18 protein-coding genes and 1 pseudogene are annotated in these 20136 nt (G+C 65.5%); 10 read left to right on the top strand and 9 right to left on the bottom strand.

Going from position 1 to position 20136, the window contains the following annotated elements; genetic code table 11:
• Positions 1-107 precede the first annotated feature (107 nt).
• The 5 genes from M9955_08080 to M9955_08060 all read right to left on the bottom strand — a co-directional run bounded on the left by M9955_08080 (position 108) and on the right by M9955_08060 (position 4804).
• Positions 108-1255 (bottom strand): IS3 family transposase gene (locus tag M9955_08080; protein MCO5081603.1). Its coding sequence is split into 2 segments (ribosomal slippage): positions 108-1006 and positions 1006-1255, totalling 1149 coding nucleotides; the frame shifts between segments, so codons are not numbered across the junction.
• Positions 1256-1463: 208 nt separating this feature from the next.
• Positions 1464-2228: a metallophosphoesterase gene (locus tag M9955_08075; protein MCO5081602.1), complete on the bottom strand. Its 765-nt coding sequence runs from the start codon at positions 2226-2228 to the stop codon at positions 1464-1466.
• Positions 2225-2827: a hypothetical protein gene (locus M9955_08070; GenBank protein ID MCO5081601.1), complete on the bottom strand. Its 603-nt coding sequence runs from the start codon at positions 2825-2827 to the stop codon at positions 2225-2227. Before M9955_08070 ends, M9955_08075 begins: the two co-directional genes overlap by 4 nt.
• An 82-nt stretch (positions 2828-2909) precedes the next feature.
• Complete coding sequence (locus M9955_08065) at positions 2910-4448, bottom strand: AAA family ATPase (protein ID MCO5081600.1); 1539 nt, start codon at positions 4446-4448, stop codon at positions 2910-2912.
• Positions 4449-4459: 11 nt separating this feature from the next.
• Positions 4460-4804 carry a hypothetical protein gene (locus M9955_08060; protein MCO5081599.1) on the bottom strand — a complete coding sequence of 115 codons (345 nt, stop codon included), beginning with the start codon at positions 4802-4804 and terminating at the stop codon, positions 4460-4462.
• A gap of 839 nt (positions 4805-5643) precedes the next feature.
• Between M9955_08060 and M9955_08055 the strand changes: the two are divergent.
• Together M9955_08055 and M9955_08050 are read left to right on the top strand one after the other, a co-directional pair.
• Positions 5644-6942: pseudogene (locus M9955_08055) on the top strand (YifB family Mg chelatase-like AAA ATPase).
• Positions 6943-7046: 104 nt separating this feature from the next.
• On the top strand, positions 7047-7916 hold the full coding sequence (locus tag M9955_08050; GenBank protein ID MCO5081598.1) for a 3-keto-5-aminohexanoate cleavage protein: 870 nt from the start codon (positions 7047-7049) through the stop codon (positions 7914-7916).
• Between the two features lie 61 nt (positions 7917-7977).
• Here M9955_08050 and M9955_08045 read toward each other — a convergent pair whose 3' ends face one another.
• Together M9955_08045 and M9955_08040 are read right to left on the bottom strand one after the other, a co-directional pair.
• The gene (locus M9955_08045) at positions 7978-9177 is read right to left on the bottom strand and encodes an amidohydrolase family protein (protein MCO5081597.1); all 1200 of its coding nucleotides are present in this window, start codon (positions 9175-9177) and stop codon (positions 7978-7980) included.
• Positions 9178-9188: 11 nt separating this feature from the next.
• Positions 9189-9935 (bottom strand): SDR family oxidoreductase, encoded by a 747-nt coding sequence (locus tag M9955_08040; GenBank protein MCO5081596.1) that lies wholly within the window; start codon positions 9933-9935, stop codon positions 9189-9191.
• A gap of 200 nt (positions 9936-10135) precedes the next feature.
• Here M9955_08040 and M9955_08035 point away from each other — a divergent pair, with 200 nt between their 5' ends.
• Positions 10136-11101 carry a sugar kinase gene (locus M9955_08035; protein MCO5081595.1) on the top strand — a complete coding sequence of 322 codons (966 nt, stop codon included), beginning with the start codon at positions 10136-10138 and terminating at the stop codon, positions 11099-11101.
• Between the two features lies 1 nt (position 11102).
• Here M9955_08035 and M9955_08030 read toward each other — a convergent pair whose 3' ends face one another.
• Positions 11103-12356 carry an AGE family epimerase/isomerase gene (locus tag M9955_08030; GenBank protein MCO5081594.1) on the bottom strand — a complete coding sequence of 418 codons (1254 nt, stop codon included), beginning with the start codon at positions 12354-12356 and terminating at the stop codon, positions 11103-11105.
• A 339-nt stretch (positions 12357-12695) separates the two neighbouring features.
• Between M9955_08030 and M9955_08025 the strand changes: the two genes are divergently transcribed.
• From M9955_08025 to M9955_08010, 4 genes are all read left to right on the top strand, one after another.
• On the top strand, positions 12696-13676 hold the full coding sequence (locus tag M9955_08025; GenBank protein ID MCO5081593.1) for an ABC transporter substrate-binding protein: 981 nt from the start codon (positions 12696-12698) through the stop codon (positions 13674-13676).
• Between the two features lie 108 nt (positions 13677-13784).
• Positions 13785-14846: a ribose ABC transporter gene (locus M9955_08020; GenBank protein MCO5081592.1), complete on the top strand. Its 1062-nt coding sequence runs from the start codon at positions 13785-13787 to the stop codon at positions 14844-14846.
• Positions 14839-15594, top strand: a complete 756-nt coding sequence (locus tag M9955_08015; protein ID MCO5081591.1) for an ATP-binding cassette domain-containing protein — start codon at positions 14839-14841, stop codon at positions 15592-15594. The genes M9955_08020 and M9955_08015 overlap by 8 nt, the downstream gene beginning before the upstream one ends.
• Positions 15595-15697: 103 nt before the next feature.
• On the top strand, positions 15698-16903 hold the full coding sequence (locus M9955_08010) for an ROK family transcriptional regulator (protein ID MCO5081590.1): 1206 nt from the start codon (positions 15698-15700) through the stop codon (positions 16901-16903).
• A gap of 15 nt (positions 16904-16918) precedes the next feature.
• Here M9955_08010 and M9955_08005 read toward each other — a convergent pair whose 3' ends face one another.
• Positions 16919-17317: a transcriptional repressor gene (locus M9955_08005; GenBank protein MCO5081589.1), complete on the bottom strand. Its 399-nt coding sequence runs from the start codon at positions 17315-17317 to the stop codon at positions 16919-16921.
• 107 nt (positions 17318-17424) lie between these two features.
• Between M9955_08005 and M9955_08000 the strand changes: the two genes are divergently transcribed.
• From M9955_08000 to aztC, 3 genes are read left to right on the top strand one after another with little or no spacing between them, the layout of a single operon-like run.
• Entirely contained in the window at positions 17425-18258 is an 834-nt protein-coding gene (locus tag M9955_08000; GenBank protein MCO5081588.1) for a metal ABC transporter ATP-binding protein, read from the top strand.
• Positions 18255-19130 carry a zinc ABC transporter permease AztB gene (gene aztB, locus M9955_07995; GenBank protein MCO5081587.1) on the top strand — a complete coding sequence of 292 codons (876 nt, stop codon included), beginning with the start codon at positions 18255-18257 and terminating at the stop codon, positions 19128-19130. Before M9955_08000 ends, aztB begins: the two co-directional genes overlap by 4 nt.
• An 11-nt stretch (positions 19131-19141) precedes the next feature.
• Positions 19142-20116 carry a zinc ABC transporter substrate-binding protein AztC gene (gene aztC / locus M9955_07990; protein ID MCO5081586.1) on the top strand — a complete coding sequence of 325 codons (975 nt, stop codon included), beginning with the start codon at positions 19142-19144 and terminating at the stop codon, positions 20114-20116.
• Positions 20117-20136 lie beyond the last annotated feature (20 nt).

Raw genomic sequence — 20136 nt, 5'->3', positions numbered from 1 at the left:
TGCGCTTCCCGCATTGGCACTTTTGCCCCGAGTGCCGCAGGATGGTTAGGTGGACGCAGGATAAGGACCGGGAGCTTTGGCCTGCTGCCGGTTTTTCGGACACGAGGTTAAGCTAACATAGCTTTCTCCTCGAACTCGACAGGACTCAGGTAGCCCAGTGTCGAGTGCCTCCGTCGGGGGTTGTAGAAGCGCTCGATGTAATCGAACACATCTGCCCTTGCGTCGTCCCTTTTCCTGTAGACCTTGCGGGCTGTCCGCTCGGTTTTCAGCGACGAGAAGAAGCTCTCCATCGCGGCATTGTCCCAGACGTTGCCCGACCGGCTCATCGAACAGGTGATGCCATGGTCGGCCATCAGGCGCTGGAACTGCTCGCTTGTATATTGCGATCCCTGGTCCGAGTGATGGAGCAGGCTGTCGGGTTTGCCTCGGCGCCAGATCGCCATGATGAGGGCGTCGGTCACGAGCTGGGCCGTCATCTCTGCCTTCATCGCCCAACCCACGACACGGCGGGAGAACAGGTCGACGACGGCGGCAACGTAGAGCCATCCCTCGGCGGTCCAGATGTAGGTGAAGTCGGCGATCCACTTCTGGTTCGGCGCCGATGCCTCGAATGCGCGGTCAAGCAGGTTGTCCGACACGGAGGCTCGCTCGCCCGTATCCTTCGGCAATCCACGGCGTCGGGGCCGAGCACGCAGCCCGTTCTCCCGCATGAGCCTTTCGACACGATGAAGGCCGCAGGAGAAGCCTTCGGCCAGCACGTCATGCCAGACACGACGGGCGCCATAGGTTCGGTCGCTGCTCTTGAAGCTGCGGTCGATCCGGGGAATGAGCACCTCGTCGCGCCGCGACCGGGCGCTGGGGCTGCGGTTGAGCCAGGCATGGAAGCCCGAGCGGGAGACGTCCAGCGCACTGCACAGCCATGCCACCGGCCAGATCGAACGGTGCTTCGCGATGAAGGCGAATCTCATATCGCTTCCCTCGCGAAGTAGGCTGCGGCCTTTTTTAGGATGTCGCGTTCCGCCTTCAGCTTCGCCACTTCCTTGCGCAGCCGGTCGATCTCCTGCTGCTCTGGCTTCATCTGACCATGGCCGGGAAACGCATGCTGTCGATCGGCAGCGAACTCCCTGACCCACTTGCGCAGCACGTTCTCGTGGAGATCCAGATCACGGGCAGCCTGCGCAACAGCAACGCCTCGATCCTTCACCAACCTCACCGCCTCAAGTTTGAACTCGCGGCTGAACTTCCTTCTCTGCATTCCCACTCTCCAGTTCCGTCAAACACCTTATCTCGGTGTCCACGAAACCGGCAGCAGGCCAGACAGTGCGGATGATGGCATGGTCGTTCGAGACAATCCCCACCGGTTAGGCCGCGTCGTCCGTTTTCGGGAGTGAGCAAGGCTGCCTGAACGCCCGAAATGGGGGCACTCTCCAGACGCTCGTAGCGGGGCTTCGAGACAGCCCCGCCTAAAGCCCGATCTGAACGACCAACTTTCGGGCGAACGCGGCGTTCTCGTCCGCGTATCCTTTAGGATTCGAGTTGATCCGGGTAGTCCCGACGACATAGTCGCAGCTGTTGTGCGCATGGCCGTGTACCCAAAGGCCGGGTGCGCCTTCCTCGATGAGGCGTGACAGATCGGACGCATACGCGGCGGTCGTCGGGTCCCCGCGGAAGCGTTCCGGCACTGAACGCGGGTGCGGCAGATGATGCGTCACCACGACCGTCGGTAAGGGATTCGATGCCAAATCCCGTGCCAGAAAGGCCTTCGAATCCTGGTGCAGCCGCAGTGCGTGAACGGGGAGGAACCGCTGCCAAGGAATCTTCTGCCAGGCAATCTGGCGATAGTCGTTCATCCTTCGGCGCGCATGGTCCATGGCAGATTCCGGGGCGCCGTCGAGCCGGAAGTCGGTCCACAGGGTGGCCCCAAGGAATCGCACTCCGCCGAGGGTGATGGCATCGTTCTCAAGGAAATGGACGCCGGTGGTCTCGCTCGCCGCAGCGCGGCCAGCCTGGAGTCCCTCCTTGATCGACCCTTTATAGAACTCGTGGTTCCCTGCCACGTAGACGCACGGCATGGCGGGGGCGATGTGTTCGGCCAACCAGCGAACACCGTTGTCGATGCCGCGGCACAGGTCCCCGGCCATGACGCAGACATCAGCGTCCGGCGGCTCGAGCGGCTCGGTGAGATCGGCGACTTCCAGGTGCAGATCTGAAAGTACCCAGATTCTCACGGCTCGATCAGCTTTCTGGCCTCGCCCAGAACTGCCTCGAGCGTGGGCCCCGTCAAGGTGCCGTGCTGGATCAGCTCGCCGTAAACGTAGTCGATGGCCGCAGCCTGCTTCCTGACGAGGCTCAGTGCCTCCTCGTAGGCGTTCTCCAGGCGCCTGTTCACATCCGCGGCGAGTTCGGCGTTAGTGGCCAGATGATGTGCCCAATCCTTGCAGCGACGGAAGAGCAGCGGCATCTTCTGCCCCACCCCCATCGACGTCTCCATGTCGTAGGCAAGCTTCGTGGCGACCTCGATGTCGCTTCCGACCGACTCGCCATTGTTGTTGGCGCCGACGCTCTCGAGGAACACCTCTTCCCCGGCTCGACCTGTGAGCATCAGGCAAAGGTGGGCCGAGAGAACCTTGCTCGTGTTCTCGGGGTACACGTCGGTGCGAGCGTTGACGTAACCGCCATGCGGCGCCTCGATGGTAATTTCGGTGACAGTGTCGAGGGCGAGGCAGAGACGGGTCACCGCGTGGCTGGCCTCATGGATCGCCAGCCGCCTGACCAGGGACTCGCTGCGTGCCGGCCTGTGGGCCTGGTGCTTCGGACGGGCGGTCATGCGGCTTCCTTTCCTCGGTGTGACGGCGGACAGAAGGAATCGAGCGGCCGGGGTGCGCAGGCTGCAGCTGTCCGCCCGGCCATCATTGCAGCGGCCTCTCGCGTTCCCTCGCCTCGACAAGCTGCTCAACGATGCGCTCGAGTGTCCGGATGGAACCGCCGCCCCACGCCGAGGCGGCCGCGTCGAGCTCGAATCCTTCCAGCGCGGTCGCCCAGCGCGGACTTTGGCCCCGTTCGACGTAAAGCCGCTCCATGATGCGGATCGCGAGGCTTGGCAGATGCTCGGGGCCAGGCTCGGGGAAGCGAAGGACCCGGCAACGATCCCGCAGGATCGGGGACATTGTTGACACGTCGTTTGCGGTCATCAGCCAGGTCAGGTGGGACAGGTCGCAACTCGCCTGGATGTATGGATCATGCCACCGGCTTGAAGTTTCCTGCTCGAGCAGGCCCAGCAGCACGTCATGTGGATTGCCGTTATTGCGTCCCGTCCCAACCTTCTCGATCTCATCGAGGATGATGACGGGGCCGGCACACTCGTGTCGCCGCACGGCAAGCATGGGTAGGCTGGGTTCCCCGGTTGACCAACGCCGTGCCGCTCCGCCGAGCGCGCTGTCGCTCATGCCCCCGCACGGGATCAGCTCGTAGGGAGCGCGGAGTTCTTCGGCGAGCCTTCGCGCGAAGCGGGACTTCCCGCAGCCGGGTGGCCCGAGGAAGATCGTCGGGCGCATATGCAAATAGCTGCGTCCGATGAGGCCCATTCGAAGCTGGTCGACGAGAGACGTGGCGTAAGGAAACTCCGCGGCAAGGATTGCCCGGACACCAGCGAGGTCCGGTAGCGCCGGGACAGGCAGCGGGCGACCAGCAATTTTCTCGAACGCCTTGGCAACGTCGTGACCCTTGGAAGATGCATTGCCAACCTCCCGCAACACGATGATCCTGCCGTCGGACGGTACCTCACCGGGGTGTGACGGTTGCTCGCGCTCAGTGCCTGAGGGCGCTTGTTTCGAAGCAGACGGCTCATTCTTGTCGCCAGGCTTCGCTCGCATGATCGCGTTCTTGAAGAGGTAGGAGTAGCTCTGCAGGTCGTGCTGGAACTCCAGTCCTCTCGCATTGGAGTGGTAGCGCGCATACCGCTGCTGCTCGGCCATGTCGCGAGAGAATGCCGACCAGGCCAAAGCGCGCCACAGCATCCTCGGCTTGTAGCTACCCGTGTCAGCGTCCTTCATCGCCAGCATCGCCATCTCGCCGGCAATGGCAGCGGCTGCATCGACTGAACCGAAACCAGCCTGATACATGAGGCATCGCAGCTGTGCGGCACGCACAGGGAGCCCAGACTTGTCCTTGATACGATCCAGGGACGCCGCGAAAGCCAGAAGGCTGTCGAGGCTTTGTTCTACAGTGAGTTCTTCCAGGCAGGCGACGACAGGCTGAAGGTCGGAACGGTGACGCTTCCTCAGCCGCCGAGCGAGTCGATCGCCATATTCCCGCATGTCTTCCCGGAGATCGTCCCGGAAGAAGGGCATGCCGCGTAGCAGTTCTTCCTCGGTCGGCAGACGTACTCCGCCTCGGACTGCCTTCTCCCGGCGCTTGAAGACCTGCCAGGCGCGCGAGGTGTCGTCCATCGCCGAGTCCATCACGAATGGTTGCCCGCGTGTCCGGCCGGGCGGCCAAGGCGATACCACCGCGACAGGGAGCGGGCCCACGAGTTGTCCGCCGACATAAGCCACAGATCCGAGGTCGCGATCGGCCTTCTGGTGCCGAAGAGACGCGGATGCCCGGAGGACAGTCCGACGAGACAGGGGATCGGCCTGTTAGCCATGACCCACCCGTCGAGGAACGGAGGTTCTCCGTCGGTAAGATTCTCAGGGGAGACCCCGCCGCGAACGGCAGTCATGTCCGCCAACAGCGCAGACAGCCGCCCGAACTCGTACTCGAAACGCTCTCCCTGTTCTCGTTCGCCGGGGTTGAACTTCATCATGGATGTCCCCTCCGCCTTGCGGCGCCGTCCGCCGGCGCGAATCCTTGATTCTCGTCATCTCTGGCCGAAGGCATAAGGCGTCCCAACCGAGGGCGTCCAGACGCCCACGGCGATTTTTCTGCCGGCTGACGAACATTCTCGGAGGCAGCGTCTAGGACTGGAGACGGGCTGCGGCAAAGGCTAGAAGAAGCCCATGAAGGCTCCTTACCAACTACTGCGCGCCGCCCGAGTGGCGCTCGACATATCTCACGAGGACCTCGCCCGAGAGGCAGGCGTTAGTAAACGTACGCTTGTCCGGATCGAGAAGCCTCAGAGTGTGTCAGAGGAGTCCATCGCGCGGGTACAGGCGGCGCTTGAGGCTCGCAGAGTGAAGTTCCTCGCGGCTAGCGATGAAGGCGGCCCGGGGCTTCGCATACCTGCCTCTGCCGTCGCACGCCCGGCGGTTCGTCGCCACGAGCCAGTTAGAAAGCAAGGCCGCTCTTAACGTGGAACGAAGCTGCCGGTCGATCCGACAGGCTCGCACCACCTCTTTCCGGAAACGATGGCTCCTCAGGCCGCGTCGAACTCGATCTGAACGGCGATCAAATGCAGTGCCCCCGCCAAGCGGGGGGCCGTCTGCCCCCCGCACCCCCCGAGGATATTTGGAAAAGGGTTATAAGACTAGCCTGCACGGCAGCAATCTGCTTTAATCTCGAAGCGGTACAGGCTGGGAAGCCGATGACCGCAAAGGGTTAGGACGGCGCCTCCAACGGAGGCGCCGTTCTCTATTGTGGCGGTGGTTGGGAACAGAGCGAGTGGTTTCTCTGCCTACGGATACACATCCTCAATGGCGCATACGCAGCCACTACGATCTGCCCATTGCGCTCGGCCTGATGGCCGCTCTTGGCGCCATTCCGGGCGATGCGCTGTCCGGCTATGTGGTTCTCGGCGAGCTGTCGCTGGACGGCATGATCGCGCCTGTGGCCGGCGCCCTGCCGGCTGCGATTAGCGCCAACGCCATGGGCAAGGGCCTGATCTGCCCGCATGGCTGCGGGCCGGAAGCGGCCTGGGCCGGTGCCGATGTCGATATTCTCGCGCCGCGCAGCCTGATCGCCATGGCCAACCATTTCCGCGGCACGCAGGTACTTTCGCGGCCTGCGGCTGCCGTGCAGGCGCCGGCCGGGAACCTGCCCGACCTCGCCGACATCAAGGGTCAGGAAACGGCGCGGCGCGCATTGGAGGTGGCCGCTGCCGGCGGCCACAACCTGTTGATGGTCGGTCCTCCGGGCGCGGGCAAATCCATGCTGGCGCAGCGTCTGCCGTCGATCCTGCCGCCGCTGCAACCGAAAGAGCTTCTGGAAGTCTCGATGATCGCCTCGATGGCAGGCGAACTGGCTGGCGGCAGGCTGACCGACAGGCGTCCCTTCCGCGCGCCGCATCACTCCGCCTCCATGGCGGCGATGGTCGGCGGCGGACTCCGCGTGCGCCCCGGCGAGATGTCGCTTGCGCATCATGGGGTGCTTTTCCTTGACGAGTTGCCGGAGTTCACGCCGCAGGTGCTCGACTCGCTGCGTCAGCCGCTGGAATCCGGCGAATGCGTCATTGCGCGGGCCAATCACCGCATCGCCTATCCGGCGCGCATCCAGCTCGTCGCGGCGATGAATCCCTGCCGCTGCGGCATGGCGGGGGAACCCGGCTATCGCTGCGCGCGCGGAGAGCGCTGCAAGGCGGACTATCAGGCGCGTCTGTCCGGCCCGTTCCTCGACCGTATCGATCTCCGGATCGAGGTGCCCGCCGTCAGCGCCGGCGATCTCATCCGGCCGGGCCGTTCGGAATCGAGCGCGGCCGTGGCGGAGCGCGTGGCCCGCGCCCGGTCGATCCAACAGGGGCGGTTCGAGCGGCTGGGCGTATCGGGAACGACCAATGCCGCCTGCCCCACCGCGCTGGTCGAGGATATCGCCCGGCCCGACGCCGCCGGCATGGCGCTGCTCAGCGACGCCAGCGACCGGCTGGGCCTCTCCGCGCGCGCCTATCACCGTGTGCTGAAGGTGGCGCGCACGCTCGCCGATCTCGATGGCGCCGAGACAGTCAGCCGCTTGCATCTGGCCGAATCGATTTCCTACCGCATGGCCGGCGAAAGGCTCGCGCAGGCGGCGTAGCCGCATTATCCTGACGGCGAATCCGGAGGGAGGACGCCTTGGCGAGCAAGCCGCGCAAAGTCATCATCACCTGTGCCGTCACCGGCTCGATCCATACGCCGTCCATGTCTCCGCACCTGCCGATTACCGCGCAGGAGATCGCGGACGCGGCGATCGGCGCGGCCGAGGCGGGCGCGGCCGTCATCCATCTCCATGCGCGCAAGCCGGACAGCGGCGAGCCGGACCAGTCGCTGGAGGCGTTCCGCTCCTTTCTCGGCGTCATCAAGCAGCGTGTCGACGCGGTGCTGAACATCACCACGGGCGGCGCCTCGACCATGACGATCGAGGAAAGGCTTCAGCCCGCGCTGCATTTCCGCCCGGAGGTCGCGTCGCTGAACATGGGCACGATGAATTTCGGCCTTTTCCCCATGCTCAACCGCTTCAAGGATTTCGCGCATGACTGGGAGCGGCCGTATCTGGAGGGGTCGAAGAGCCGCATCTTCCGCAACACCTTCGAGGACATCGAGGCGATCCTGACGCGCTGCGCCGACAACGGCACGCGCTTCGAGATCGAGTGCTACGACATCGGCCACCTCTACACCTGCGCGCATTTCGTGGATCGCGGGCTGATCAAGCCGCCCTTCTTCATCCAGAGCGTGTTCGGCATCCTCGGCGGCATCGGTCAGCATCCCGACGACGTCACCCATATGAAGCGCACCGCCGACCGGCTCTTCGGTGACGACTATCGATGGTCGGTTCTGGGCGCCGGGCGCATGCAGATGCAGATCGCGCTGCAATCGGTGCTGCTGGGCGGCAATGTGCGGGTCGGCCTAGAGGATTCGCTATGGGCCGGCAAGGGCCGGCTGGCCAGGAGCAACGCCGAGCAGGTGACGATCGTGCGCAAACTCATTGAGGATCTCGGGCTGGAGATCGCGACCCCCGCCGAAGCGCGCGAGATGCTGGCGCTCAAGGGCGGCGATCAGGTCAATTTCTGAATGGTTCGTTGGCGAACGCCGAAGGCGTCCGCCAAGCCGAACATTGCCCGCCGCCGCTCGCTCAATGCCCGAACAGCTCGGGCATGACGCTAGACGGCGGCGTGTTGCGCGAGCGGTGCGTTCGCACGATGCCGTCGATGATGGTCATGCCGATGCCCGGAATGTCGCCGAGCTCGACGCTGTGCAGCAGGTTTTTCCCGGCCGAATGCTGCGCCTTGTCGAGCAGAACGAAATCCGCGGCCCGGCCCGGCTCGATCAGTCCGCAATCGAGGCTGCGCATGCGCGCCGTGTTTCCGGTGGCGAAGCAGAAGGCGATTTCGGCCGGCACGTCGCCCAGCGACGACAGCAGCGCGATCATCCGGATGATGCCGAGCGGCTGGACGCCCGATCCCGCCGGCCCGTCCGTACCGAGGATGACGCGCTCCAGCTCGCCGAGTTCCTTCGCGATGCGCAACGTGTAAAGGGCTGCGCGCTCGTTGCCGTTGTGGACGAGTTCGAGCCCGCGCTTGCAGCCCTCGCAGATGCAGCGGATCTGGTCGTCCGGCAGGGCGGTGTGGCCGCCATTGATATGGCCGACGACGTCGGTGTCGGCCGCCAGCACGACATCCTTGTCGATGAGGCCCGAGCCCGGAATGGAGGGACCGCCGGTATGGATGGTGCTCTGGATGCCGTATTTGCGCGCCCAGCCGACCATCTGGCGCGCCGTGTCGGCATCCTTCACCGAGCCGAGGCCGACTTCGCCGAGCAACCTGACGCCGGCTGTGGCGAGTTCCTTGAAATCGTCCTCCACCATGCCGTGCTCGATCACCGGCGCGCCGGCATGGACCTTCACGCCGGAGGGCCGGAAAGCGGCGAACATGCGCTGCGAAGTGATGGCGTGCGCCTTCAACCCGACGATGTCGCGCGGCCGCCCCGGCGTGTGCACCTCGCCGGCCGAGATCATGGTGGTGACGCCGCCATGCAGGGTTGAGTCGATCCAGGAAAGCTGGCTCTGGCGCGGCGTCCAGTCGCCCGCGACCGGATGCACGTGACTGTCGATCAGGCCCGGCGCGATGGCCGAGCCCCTTGCGTCGACCACGGTCGTCGCGCCTTCCGTATCGAGATCCTTGAATCGGCCGACAGCGGTGATGCGGTCATTGTCGCAGACGATGGTATCGGCATCGAGGATCGGCTTTTCGAGCGCGCCCGAGAGCATCAGTCCGATGTTGCGTATGACGAGCTTTGTCGGCTTGCCGTCGCCGGCAGGTGCATCGTGAGCCAAGATATCCTCCGTCAGTAGGTCGCGCGGCCGCCCGAGAGGTCGAAGACGGAAGCGGTCGTGAAGCTGTTTTCGGCCGAGACCAGCCAGGCGACCATATTGGCAGCCTCGTCCACTTCGAGGAAGCGCCCGCGCGGGATTTTCGACAGCATGTAGTCGATATGCTGCTGGGTGATCTGGTCGAAGATGCGGGTGCGCGCGGCGGCCGGGGTGATGGCGTTGACGGCGATGTTGTAGCCTGCAAGCTCCTTGCCGAGCGATTTGGTGAGGCCGATCACGCCGGCCTTGGAGGCGGAATAGGCGCTGGCGTTCGGGTTGCCTTCCTTGCCGGCGATCGAAGCAATGTTGACGATGCGGCCGTAATTGCGCTCCTTCATCGAGGGCACCACTGCCCGGTTCACATAGAAGGTGCCGTTCAGATTGATGTCGATGACGCGCCGCCATTCGTCCAGCGGATAGACGTCGGTCTGGTGGTTGGCGCCGGCCACGCCGGCGGAATTGACGAGGATCGACACCGGTCCGAGATCGGCCTCAGTCTTCCCGTGCGCCTCGACAATGGCTCCCGCGTCAGTCACGTTGACCACCTGCGAGCGCGCGGCGGAGCCGAGCTCGGCAACCGCTTCGTCGAGCAGCTTCGCATCCATGTCCCACAGCGACACCTTCGCGCCGGACGCGACGATGCGTTTCGCCATGGCAAAGCCGAGGCCCTGCGCGCCGCCCGTGACGACCGCCACCTGCCCGTTGAGATCGATCTGATTCATCTGCCGAATTTCCTTCCGCCCACTGCTCGTCAGGCCCGTTCTCCCATCCGATGATCCGGGTCCGGCGGCTGCGATAGCACAGGCCCGGCCGCGCGTCAGCCCGCCAGGCATGGTTGCGGGTTGTTGCAGTTTGTCTCCGACGGGGCTTGCCGTTGTCCGCGGAAGCGGCGAAGACGCTATCGAGAGGTCAGGAGCGCGGCATGAACGACGGCGCCATAGTCACGATCGGCGAGATCCTGGTGGAAATCATGGCCACCACGCGGGGCGAAGGGTTCCGCGAGGCGCAGCCGCTGACAGGTCCTTATCCCAGCGGCGCTCCCGCGATCTTCATCGACCAAGTCGGCAGGCTCGGTCATCCGGCCGCCATCGTCTCGGCGGTCGGCGATGACGATTTTGGCTTCCTCAACCTCGAACGCCTGAATCGCGACGGCGTCGACGTCTCAGCCGTCGCGATCCATCCGGGTGCGGCGACCGGCAGCGCCTTCGTCCGCTATCGCCCGGATGGCGGACGCGATTTCGTCTTCAACATGCGCGACAGCGCGGCCGGCCGGATCGCCGCGACACCAGAGGCCGAGGCGGTTCTCGCGGCCGCCGGCCATCTGCATATCATGGGGTCGGGGCTGCCGGTGCCGGCGGTCTTCGGCATGGTGCGGAATGCCCTGCCCGCGATCAAGGCGCGCGGCGGCACAGTCTCGTTCGATCCGAACATCCGCAAGGAAATGCTGACCGCCGGCGATGCGAAGGCGGCATTCGACATGGTGCTGGCGGCCACGCATTACCTGCTGCCCTCGGGAGAGGAGCTGCAACTCGTCACCGGCGAGAGTGATGAGACGCGGGCCGTCGAGCGGCTGCTCGATGCCGGCGTCAGGGAAATCGTGCTGAAGCGCGGAGCCGAGGGCGCCAGCCATTTCGACCGCAACGGCCGGACCGATATGCCGGGCTTCGCCGTGGAGGAGATCGATCCGACCGGCGCCGGCGACTGTTTTGGCGCTGCGTTCCTTGTCTGCCGCCGACTGGGGAAGTCAGTCGAGGATTCCCTGCGCTATGCGAATGCAGCCGGCGCGCGCACCGTCACGGTGAGAGGGCCGATGGAGGGCGCGTCCACTTTCGCGGAACTCGACGCGTTCATAGCGGCGACAGCCAAGCGGCCGGGAGCGTCCTCATGACCTATGCGGTCGCCTTTTCCCGGATGACCTTGGTCAGGCTGCCGGTCGAGGGATAGAGCGGTATCAGACAGGCCTGCAGGGCATGGTAGATGTCGGCCTTGCCGGCGAAGATGGTGTAGGACGACTTCAGATCCTCGTCGAGCTGCTCGATCCAGCCGCCATGCTGGCGGTCGAGATGATGGTCGGCGATGTAGTTCCACACCCGCCGATACCATTCCTCGTGGTAGAGGCTCGGCTGATGCTCGGTCAGGAAGCTCGCGGCGCCCGCCGCCTCGCAGGCCGGCCACCAGAGCTTGTGCCGCATCGCCGGCCGTCCGTTCCAGTCGAGCGTGTAGAAGAAGCCGCCCTTCTCCCGGTCCCAGCCGAGTTCAACGGACTGGCGGAAGAGCTCGGACGCCGCATGCGGCATCCAGTCGTGATGCTTGCCGCCGAGAACCCAGAGCTGGAGGATGAGTCGCGCCCATTCCAGCGAATGCCCGGGCGTCGTGCCCGAAGGCCGGAACATCTCGTTGACGGCGCGATAATCCTTGTCGAGGTTCCATTCCTCGTCGAAATGCTCGGCCACGCGAAAGCCGTTCGCCCCGGCGTGCCGCCGGATGACGAGGTCCGCGATGCGCTCGGCCTTGTCGAGATACCGGCGGTCGCCCGTCGCCTCGAAGGCCGCCATCAGCGCTTCGGTCAGATGCATGTTGGAATTCTGGCCGCGATAGTTGGCGAAAGGCGTCCAGTCGGCGTTGAACTCCTCCGCGATCGCGCCGAAACCGTCTTCCCAGAACCGGCTCTCCAGCACCTCGGTGATGTCGGCCAGCATCTTTTCGGCGAGCGGATGGCCGACCAGCTTGCCGCCCGACGCGGCGAGCAGCACGAAGGCATGGCCGTAGCCCTGCTTGGTCGGGTCCTTCGGCCCGTCATTGTCCATCGACCAGAAATAGCCGCCATGCGTGGCGTCCCGGTGCCGTTCCCAGATGTATTTCAGGCCGTGGTCGATGATGCGGTCGGAACCGGCCCGGCCGAGCAGGCTGCCGATGACGAAGCAATGCACCATGCGCGCCGTCGTGTGGATCGGCCGCACCGGATTCTGCGGGTCCAGCGGCCGGCCGGCCGGGTCGAGGTCGAAGAAGCCGCCTTCCGGATTGAACGCGCGATACTGGAAGAAATCGAAGAGGCCGTCGGCTTGTTCTTCAAGCCAGCGGCGATGCGATGGAAGCGTTCGCCACGAACCGGTCGCAGCCGACACGAAATCATGTTCGGGCATCAGCAGTCTCCTCCAGCCGGCGCCTCTCCGCTCATCCATGCGGAGCGCGGGAAGAGGCATACACTCGCCCCGCCGGCACTCGCAAGGCCACTCCGGCGCAACCGAAAAATGTATGTTCGCATCCTATACAAAATCGGAACTCGCCTATAGCATGCCAAGCGTCAGATGCGACGGCACCGGGAGGAGACCATGCCGCCGCACCTGCCATGACCCGCGACAGGCGATTTGGGAGGAGTGCTGATCGCCCGCGGGTACCCCCCTTTGCAATGCCGCCGCAAGGCGGAAACCGTGCGCCGCGACCATCGCGGTTCCCATGTCAGATCGAGGAGGAGTTCGTTCATGAGGAAGTTCGTTACCGCAATCGCCGCGCTCGCCATCGGCGCGGCCGCGATGGTCACCGGCGCCGTGGCGCAGGACAAGAAATACACCGTTGCCCTGATCCCGGGCCTGACCACCGACGCCTTCTACATCACCATGCGCAAGGGCGCGCAGGCGGCCGCCGACGCGCTTGGCGTCGAGCTTGTCTTCCAGGGCGGCCCCGAGTTCAACCCGACTGTGCAGGTGCCGGTGCTCGACGCCGTGATCGCCCGCAAGCCGGATGCGATCCTGATCGCGCCCACCGACACGAACCAGCTCGTCGCGCCGCTGACGAAGGCAAAGGACGCCGGCATCCCGGTCATCACCGTCGACACCTTCATCGGCAACGGCAAATACCAGACCGGAGCCGGCGACGCCGACTTCCCGCTCTCCTATATCGCTTCCGACAACGTGCTCGGCGGCCGCATGGCGGCGCGGGCGCTGGCCAACGCCATCGGCGGCGAGGGCAAGGTGTTCGTCTCCAACGTCAAGCCGGGCATCTCCACCACCGATCAGCGCGAGGAAGGCTTCAAACTCGAGATGAAGGAGAACTTCCCCAAGGTCGAGGTCCTGGAGACGCAGTTCAACGAGAACGACGCCAACAAGGCGGCCTCGCTGCTGCAGGCCGTGTTCGCCCGCAATTCGGATTTGAAGGGCGTGTTCGGCGCGAACCTGTTCTCGGCCATCGGGTCGGCCAACGGTGTGCAGCAGGCGGGCCAGACAGGCACCATCAAGGTCGTCGCATTCGACGCGCCCGCCTCGATCGTCGACAGCATCAACACGGGTCTCGTCGACGTGGCGATCGCCCAGCATCCGGCCGAGATCGGCTATTACGGCGTCGTCTCCGCCTATGCCCACCTGACCGGCCAGTCGATCCCGACGCTGATCGGCACGGGCTTCACCGTGATCGACAAGTCGAATGTCGGCGATCCGAACGTCGCCAAGTACATCTACTCGGAGTAATCGCTCCCTTTCGCATCTCCCGGCGCTGCGGCTGCCGGGAGATACTTCCTTGCAAGGGCAGTTTCCACGGCGCCGCTCAACCCGGCGCGCGGCCGACGGGATGATCGCATGACTTCAGACACGCAGGCCCCGGATAGCGGGCATGTCGCGCCTCAGGCCGATCATGCCGACCGCGCCAAGACCATCATCCAGCGCATCGCCGATCTCAGGGCCTGGCTGTTCCTCGCCGGCCTGGTCGTCGGCTTCGAGATATGGGCGCGCATCTCCTTCGGCGGCACCTTCATCCTGAACCCGTTCAACCTGCAGTCGATCGCCATCTTCGCCGTGGCGCCGCTGCTGCTCGCCATGGGCCAGACCTTCGTCATCATTTCCGGCGGCATCGACCTGTCGCTCGGCTTCATCATGGGACTGGCGGCGGTCGTCGCGGCCCATGTCATCAACTGGGCGAGCCCCGGCATGCCCCTGCCGCTGGCCGTGCTCTTGGGCGCTCTCGTTGCGGTCGCGATGGCGGCGATTCCCGGCATCGTCAACGGCCTGCTCGTCTCGCGCCTACGCGTCCCGCCCTTCATCGGCACGCTCGGCATGTTCGGCGTGGCGCGCGGCGTCGCCTTCCTGCTGGCCGGCGGCACGGTGGTGCCGATCAGCGGCAACAGCTTCTTCTCGACGCTCGGCAACGGCCGCGTGCTCGGCATCCCCTATATCGTGCTGATCACCGCCGCGGTCGTGCTCATCCTGCACTACCTGCTCAGCCAGACGCGCTTCGGCCAGCACAACTACGCCATTGGCGCGAACGTGCAGGCGGCGCGGCGGGCCGGCATAGACATCAAGGCCCACCAGCTTCGCCTCTACATCCTCTCGGCGGTCTGCGCGGGCGTCGCCGGCGTGCTCTATTCGGCCCGCTTCAATGCCGGCGCCGCACAGGCCGGCGAACCCCTGCTGCTCGACTGCGTGGCGGCCGTGGTGATCGGCGGCGCGAGCCTGTTCGGCGGTTCCGGCACCATCCTCGGCACCGTGGCCGGAGCCTTCGTCATCGCCGTGATCCAGTACGGGCTGGTCTTCGTCAACGTGGAACCGTTCTGGCAGTTCATCAGCGTCGGCGTGGTCATCATCATCTCCGTGCTGATCGACCAGGCGCAGCGCCGCTTCTCGGGAGGCCGCGTCGATGAGTGAGTCGAGCGCCGCCGGGCCGCTGCTCGAAGTGCGGCACCTGTCGAAGAATTTCGGCGCCGTGCAGGCGCTGAAGGAACTGTCGATGTCCGTCCATGCCGGCGAGGTCGTCGCGCTCGCGGGCGACAACGGCGCCGGCAAGACGACGCTGATCAAGGCGATCTCGGGCGTCTACAAGCCGTCCGGCGGCGAAATCCTTCTGAAGGGCGAGCCCGTTTCGTTCTCGACGCCGCAGGAGGCGCGGGATCAGGGAATCGAGACGATCTATCAGGATCTCGCGCTGGCCGACAATCTGTCGATCGGCGCCAACATCTTCCTCGGCCGCGAGCCGATGCGGAAGCTCTTCGGCTTCCTGCCCGTGCTCGACCGCCGCAGGATGGCCGAGGCCGCGAAGCAGACGATGAGCCTGCTCGACTTCCATGTCAGCCGTCTCGATGCGCCGGTCAGCAATTTTTCGGGCGGCCAGCGGCAGGCGGTCGCCATCGGCCGGGCCGTGTTCTGGAACGCGCAGATCCTGATCATGGATGAGCCGACCGCCGCGCTCGGCGTGCCCGAGCAGCGCAAGGTCATCCAGCTCATCCACCAGCTCAAGGCGCAGGGCCGGGGTGTCATCTTCATCTCGCACAATCTGCAGGACATCTTCGCCGTGTCCGACCGGATCGTCGTGCTGCGGCGCGGCGTTCTCGCCGGCGAGCGCCGCATCGCCGAGACCAATCATGACGAGGTCGTCAAGCTGATGGTGGGCGGCTGACCCGTCTGCGGCGTCTGGACGCGCGTCGGGACAGGGCGTTTCCACGGAACCGTGAACGGCTTTACTGTCCCGGGTGCCGGCGTGCCGGCGGGGAGCTTTTTTCATGTCGATGCCGCAAGCCGTCCGGCACATCAACGAGACGCGCGCACTGGAAGCGCTGTTCCGCGGCGGCCCGATGAGCCGCGCGGAGCTCGCGCGGCGTCTCGGCCTCACCCGCTCCACGGCGAGCAGCATCGTTGCCGATCTGGTCGGCGCCGGGCTGGTCGCGGAAGACACGAATGAGCCGCAGGACCGCGGCAGCCGCACGGGGCGACCCGGGACGGATTTGCGCCTCAACACGCATCACGCCGTCTTCATCGGCGCGGATATCGGCGTCGGCCATGAGACCGTCATCGCCATCGGCCTCGACGCCTCCGTCATCGCCCGCGAGACGCGGATGCTGGAGATGCGAAGCATGACGCCGCCAGCCATCGTTGACGCGCTAGTGGATCTGGTGCGGACGGTGATGGACAGGCTCCCTGCCCCCGACGCCGTGCGCGGCATGAGCGTGATCCTGCCCGGCCTGCTCACGCGCGACGGCAGGCTGATGCGGGCGCCGATCCTCGGCTGGTACGACGTGCCGGTGCTGGAAATGCTGCGCGAGCGGCTCCCGGAACTGCCGGCGATCGTGCTCGAAAACGACGGCAACGCCTTCGCCGTGGCCGAGCTTTATCGCGGCGGCGAGGCCGCGCCCCGGGAAGCGCTCTACATGTTCCTCGATGCCGGCGTCGGCGGCGGGCTGGTGAGCAGCGGCCGCATCCTGCGCGGCCATCACGGCTATGCCGGCGAGATCGGCCACATCTATGCCGGCGAGGGCGGCTTTGCGGCGCTCGCCACCGTTCCCGGTTCGCTCGAAAGCTTCGTCGGGCGCGACGCCGTGCTGGCCCGCCACCGCTTCCATGGTGGAACAGCGGCCAGCTTCGAGGAGTTTCTGAGAGCCGTCGAGGGCGGCGACGCCTCGGCGCTCTCCACCGTCGCCGACTGGGGCGCGTTTCTCGGGCGCGGACTGGCGACGCTCACCAGCGTCCTCAATCCGGAAACCATCGTCCTCGGCGGTCCGGTCGCATCCCTGTTCGCCTACGCCACGGAACAGGTCGAGGCTTCGCTGCGGCGGCATCTCCTGCCGAACCATCCCCTGCCGCGACTGGAACAGTCGACGCTCGGCATCGAGGGACCGGCGATCGGCGCGGCCTCGATGCTCCACCAGAGCATGTTCTCGATCGACGAGGAACTGGTCTTCAGGGGGCGGACGTTCGAGGCCTCGCCATAATAGGTCGCAGCACCTTCAGTGCGTGCCGCAATTGGCGCAGGTGCCGCGCATCTCGATCGTCGTCTTCTCCAGATGAAAGGCATGGTCTCGCGACCATCCCCTGAGTCTCTCCTCGACCACTGCATCGGAAAATTCGTCGACGCCGCCGCAGCGGTCGCAGATCGCAAAGGCGATGAGGCCATGCGAATGGTCGTGAGGATGGGCGCAGGCGACGAAGGAATTGATGCTCTCCAGCCGGTGCACCAGCCCCAGTTCGACCAGCTTGTCGAGCGCCCGGTAGACCTGCAACGGCGCGCGGAAGCCATGCTCGCGCAACTGGTCGAGCAGCGCATAGGCGCTGAGCGGACCCTCGGTGCGGGACAGCGCGCCGAGGACGAGAGCTTGGTTTCTGGTGAGTTCGCGTGTTTCGCCCATTTTTCCGTTCCGGCCAGAATCCATCTTGCGTCGTGCTCGACGCTTAATGTAATAACATAACGCACGCTGGCGCTCAAGCAACGGCGTCACCTTGCCGTGGATTGCAGATGACCGATGCCGCAGTGACATTCCGCGATTTGACGCTCGGCTACAACAGCCATCCGGCGGTTCACCACCTCAACGGCCCGGTGAAGCGCGGCTCGCTGACCGCCGTGGTCGGCGCCAACGGGTCCGGCAAATCGACGCTGATGAAAGGCATCGTCGGCATATTGAAGCCGATGTCCGGTTCCTGCGCGGTGACTCGCGGCCTGCGCATCGCCTATCTGCCGCAGCAATCGGAACTCGACCGGTCGTTTCCGGCGCGCGTCGTCGACCTCGTCTCGCTGGGATTGTGGCCGCGGCGCGGGCTGCTCGGTCGTCACCGGCCGGAAGACCGGCGCGCCGTCGGGGAGGCGATTTCCGCCGTCGGCCTCGAAGGCTTCGAGAAACGCCCGCTGGACACGTTGTCGGGTGGCCAGTTGCAGCGCGCGCTGTTCGCCCGCGTGCTGGTGCAGGACGCGGACCTGATCCTGCTCGACGAGCCCTTCAACGCCGTCGACGCCAGAACGGTGGGCGACCTCGTCGCTCTCATCAAGCGCTGGCACGGCGAGAAGCGCACCATTCTGGTCGTGGTGCACGACCTCGACCTCGTCCGCGAGAACTTTCCCGAAGCGCTGCTTCTGGCGCGGGGACCGGTGGCGTGGGGGGACGCGCGAGCGGCGCTCGCTCCGGCCAATCTGCTCAAGGCGCGGCAGTTCCACGAGGCTTGGGACGACAATGCGCCGTGGTGCGCTCCTGACGATCATCACGATCACGAGCATGGCGGTCACGATCATGCGCATGACGGATCGCATTCCCACGGGCACGACAACGCGGGATACCGGGCGGGCGCTGCGTCATGATCGCGCTCTACGACTGGATCGTCGGCCCCTTCGCCGAATTCGAGTTCATGCAGCGCGCGCTGCTCGGCTCGCTGATGCTGGCGCTCGGCGCATGCCCGGTCGGCGTCTTCCTGATGCTACGGCGCATGAGCCTGGCGGGCGACGCCATGGCGCACGCCATCCTTCCGGGTGCGGCGGTCGGTTTCCTGCTGTTCGGATTGCAGGTCGTGCCGATGACAGTCGGCGGGCTCGTGGCCGGCGTCATCGTGGCGCTCGGCGCGGGCGCGGTGTCACGGCTGACGGTGCAGAAGGAGGACGCCTCCATGGCCGCCTTCTACCTCATCTCGCTGGCGCTCGGCGTCATGATCGTGTCGCTGCGCGGATCGAGCGTCGACCTGATGCATGTGCTGTTCGGAACGGTGCTTGCCCTTAACGACGACGCGCTTGTGCTGATCGGCGGGATCGCGGTGCTTACCCTCGTGCTGCTGGCGATCTTCTGGCGCGCGCTGGTGGCCGAATGCCTCGATCCGCTCTTCCTGCGCTCGGTCTCCGGTCTCGGTCCGCCGGTGCATTTTGTCTTTCTGGCTCTGGTAGTGCTCAATCTCGTCGGCGGCTTCCAGGCGCTGGGCACGCTGCTCGCCGTCGGCCTGATGATGCTGCCCGCCGCCGCCGCCCGTTTCTGGACGACGCGCGTCGAGACCATGTGCCTGCTGGCGGTGGCCATAGGCATGGCGTCCTGCGTGTCCGGCCTGCTGCTGTCGTACCATGCCGCTTTGCCGTCCGGTCCGGCGATCATCCTGTCGGCCGGCGTGATCTACCTGTTCTCCATCCTTGCCGGGGCTCGCGGCGCGCTCGCCGCGCGCGTCCGGCGCACCTCCCACAGAACCGCATGAAGGATCGAACCATGCTGAAGACCCTTGCCTTTGCCGCCTTTGCCAGCGTCCTGAGCCTGACCGCAGCGACGGCCGCCGAACCGCTCAAGGTCGTGGCGAGCTTCTCGATCATCGGCGACCTTGCCAAAAATGTCGGCGGCGACCGCGTCGAGATCACTACGCTGGTCGGGCCGAACGGCGACGCCCATGTCTATGAGCCGCGCCCGGCGGATGCCGCCGCGCTGTCGTCCGCCGCGATCGTGCTCGTCAACGGCGCGCAGTTCGAAGGTTTCCTGCCGCGCCTTGTCGAGGCGAGCGGCAGCAAGGCGCCGGTCGTCGAGGTGAGCAAGGGTATAGAGCTTCTCAAATCCGAGGAGGAACATCATCATGGCGAGGAAGCCCATGAAGGCGGCCATGACGATGCGCATGACGAGAAGGAGGCCGGGGCCGGACACGATCACGGCCATCATCACGGGGCCTTCGATCCGCATGCGTGGCAATCGGTCGCCAACGCGCAGATCTACGTGACCAACATCGCCACCGCCTTCTGCGCCGCCGATGCGGCCGGATGCGACGCCTACAAGGCCAATGCCGACGCCTACAACCAGAAGCTCGCATCGCTCGATGCGGAGATCAGGGCGGATGTCGCCGCGATTCCCGCAGACAAGCGCACCATCATCACCTCGCACGATGCCTTCGGCTATTTCGAGCATGCCTACGGGCTGAAATTCATCGCGCCGGAAGGCGTGTCCACCGACGCCGAGGCTTCGGCGGCGGATGTCGCCGCGCTGATCAGGCAGGTGCGCGAGGACAAGGCGGCGGCAATCTTCGTGGAGAACATCACCAACGCCAATCTGATCAACCAGATCGCCTCCGAAACCGGCCTCAAGGTGGGCGGCGAGCTGTTCTCCGACGCATTGTCGGACGAGAACGGGCCGGCGGCGACCTATGTCGACATGATGCGGCACAATATCGAGACGATCCGCGGCGCGATCCTCGGCAGTTGACGTATTCTCGGCGGTTTCTC

Source organism: Rhizobiaceae bacterium (assembly GCA_023953845.1).
Classification (GTDB): domain Bacteria; phylum Pseudomonadota; class Alphaproteobacteria; order Rhizobiales; family Rhizobiaceae; genus Arvimicrobium.
The sequence above is the reverse complement of the archived record's forward strand: the minus strand, read 5'-3'. Positions and strand labels throughout refer to the sequence as shown.

Excerpts from the sequence above, each read along its gene's own strand:
- M9955_08070 (MCO5081601.1), bottom strand. The coding sequence starts at position 2,827 with ATGACCGCCCGTCCGAAGCACCAGGCCCACAGGCCGGCACGCAGCGAG.
- M9955_08065 (MCO5081600.1), bottom strand. The coding sequence starts at position 4,448 with ATGGACGACACCTCGCGCGCCTGGCAGGTCTTCAAGCGCCGGGAGAAG.
- M9955_08060 (MCO5081599.1), bottom strand. The coding sequence starts at position 4,804 with ATGATGAAGTTCAACCCCGGCGAACGAGAACAGGGAGAGCGTTTCGAG.
- M9955_08050 (MCO5081598.1), top strand. The coding sequence starts at position 7,047 with ATGTCTCCGCACCTGCCGATTACCGCGCAGGAGATCGCGGACGCGGCG.
- M9955_08040 (MCO5081596.1), bottom strand. The coding sequence starts at position 9,935 with ATGAATCAGATCGATCTCAACGGGCAGGTGGCGGTCGTCACGGGCGGC.
- M9955_08035 (MCO5081595.1), top strand. The coding sequence starts at position 10,136 with ATGAACGACGGCGCCATAGTCACGATCGGCGAGATCCTGGTGGAAATC.
- M9955_08030 (MCO5081594.1), bottom strand. The coding sequence starts at position 12,356 with ATGCCCGAACATGATTTCGTGTCGGCTGCGACCGGTTCGTGGCGAACG.
- M9955_08025 (MCO5081593.1), top strand. The coding sequence starts at position 12,696 with ATGAGGAAGTTCGTTACCGCAATCGCCGCGCTCGCCATCGGCGCGGCC.
- M9955_08020 (MCO5081592.1), top strand. The coding sequence starts at position 13,785 with ATGACTTCAGACACGCAGGCCCCGGATAGCGGGCATGTCGCGCCTCAG.
- M9955_08015 (MCO5081591.1), top strand. The coding sequence starts at position 14,839 with ATGAGTGAGTCGAGCGCCGCCGGGCCGCTGCTCGAAGTGCGGCACCTG.
- M9955_08010 (MCO5081590.1), top strand. The coding sequence starts at position 15,698 with ATGTCGATGCCGCAAGCCGTCCGGCACATCAACGAGACGCGCGCACTG.
- M9955_08005 (MCO5081589.1), bottom strand. The coding sequence starts at position 17,317 with ATGGGCGAAACACGCGAACTCACCAGAAACCAAGCTCTCGTCCTCGGC.
- M9955_08000 (MCO5081588.1), top strand. The coding sequence starts at position 17,425 with ATGACCGATGCCGCAGTGACATTCCGCGATTTGACGCTCGGCTACAAC.
- aztB (MCO5081587.1), top strand. The coding sequence starts at position 18,255 with ATGATCGCGCTCTACGACTGGATCGTCGGCCCCTTCGCCGAATTCGAG.
- aztC (MCO5081586.1), top strand. The coding sequence starts at position 19,142 with ATGCTGAAGACCCTTGCCTTTGCCGCCTTTGCCAGCGTCCTGAGCCTG.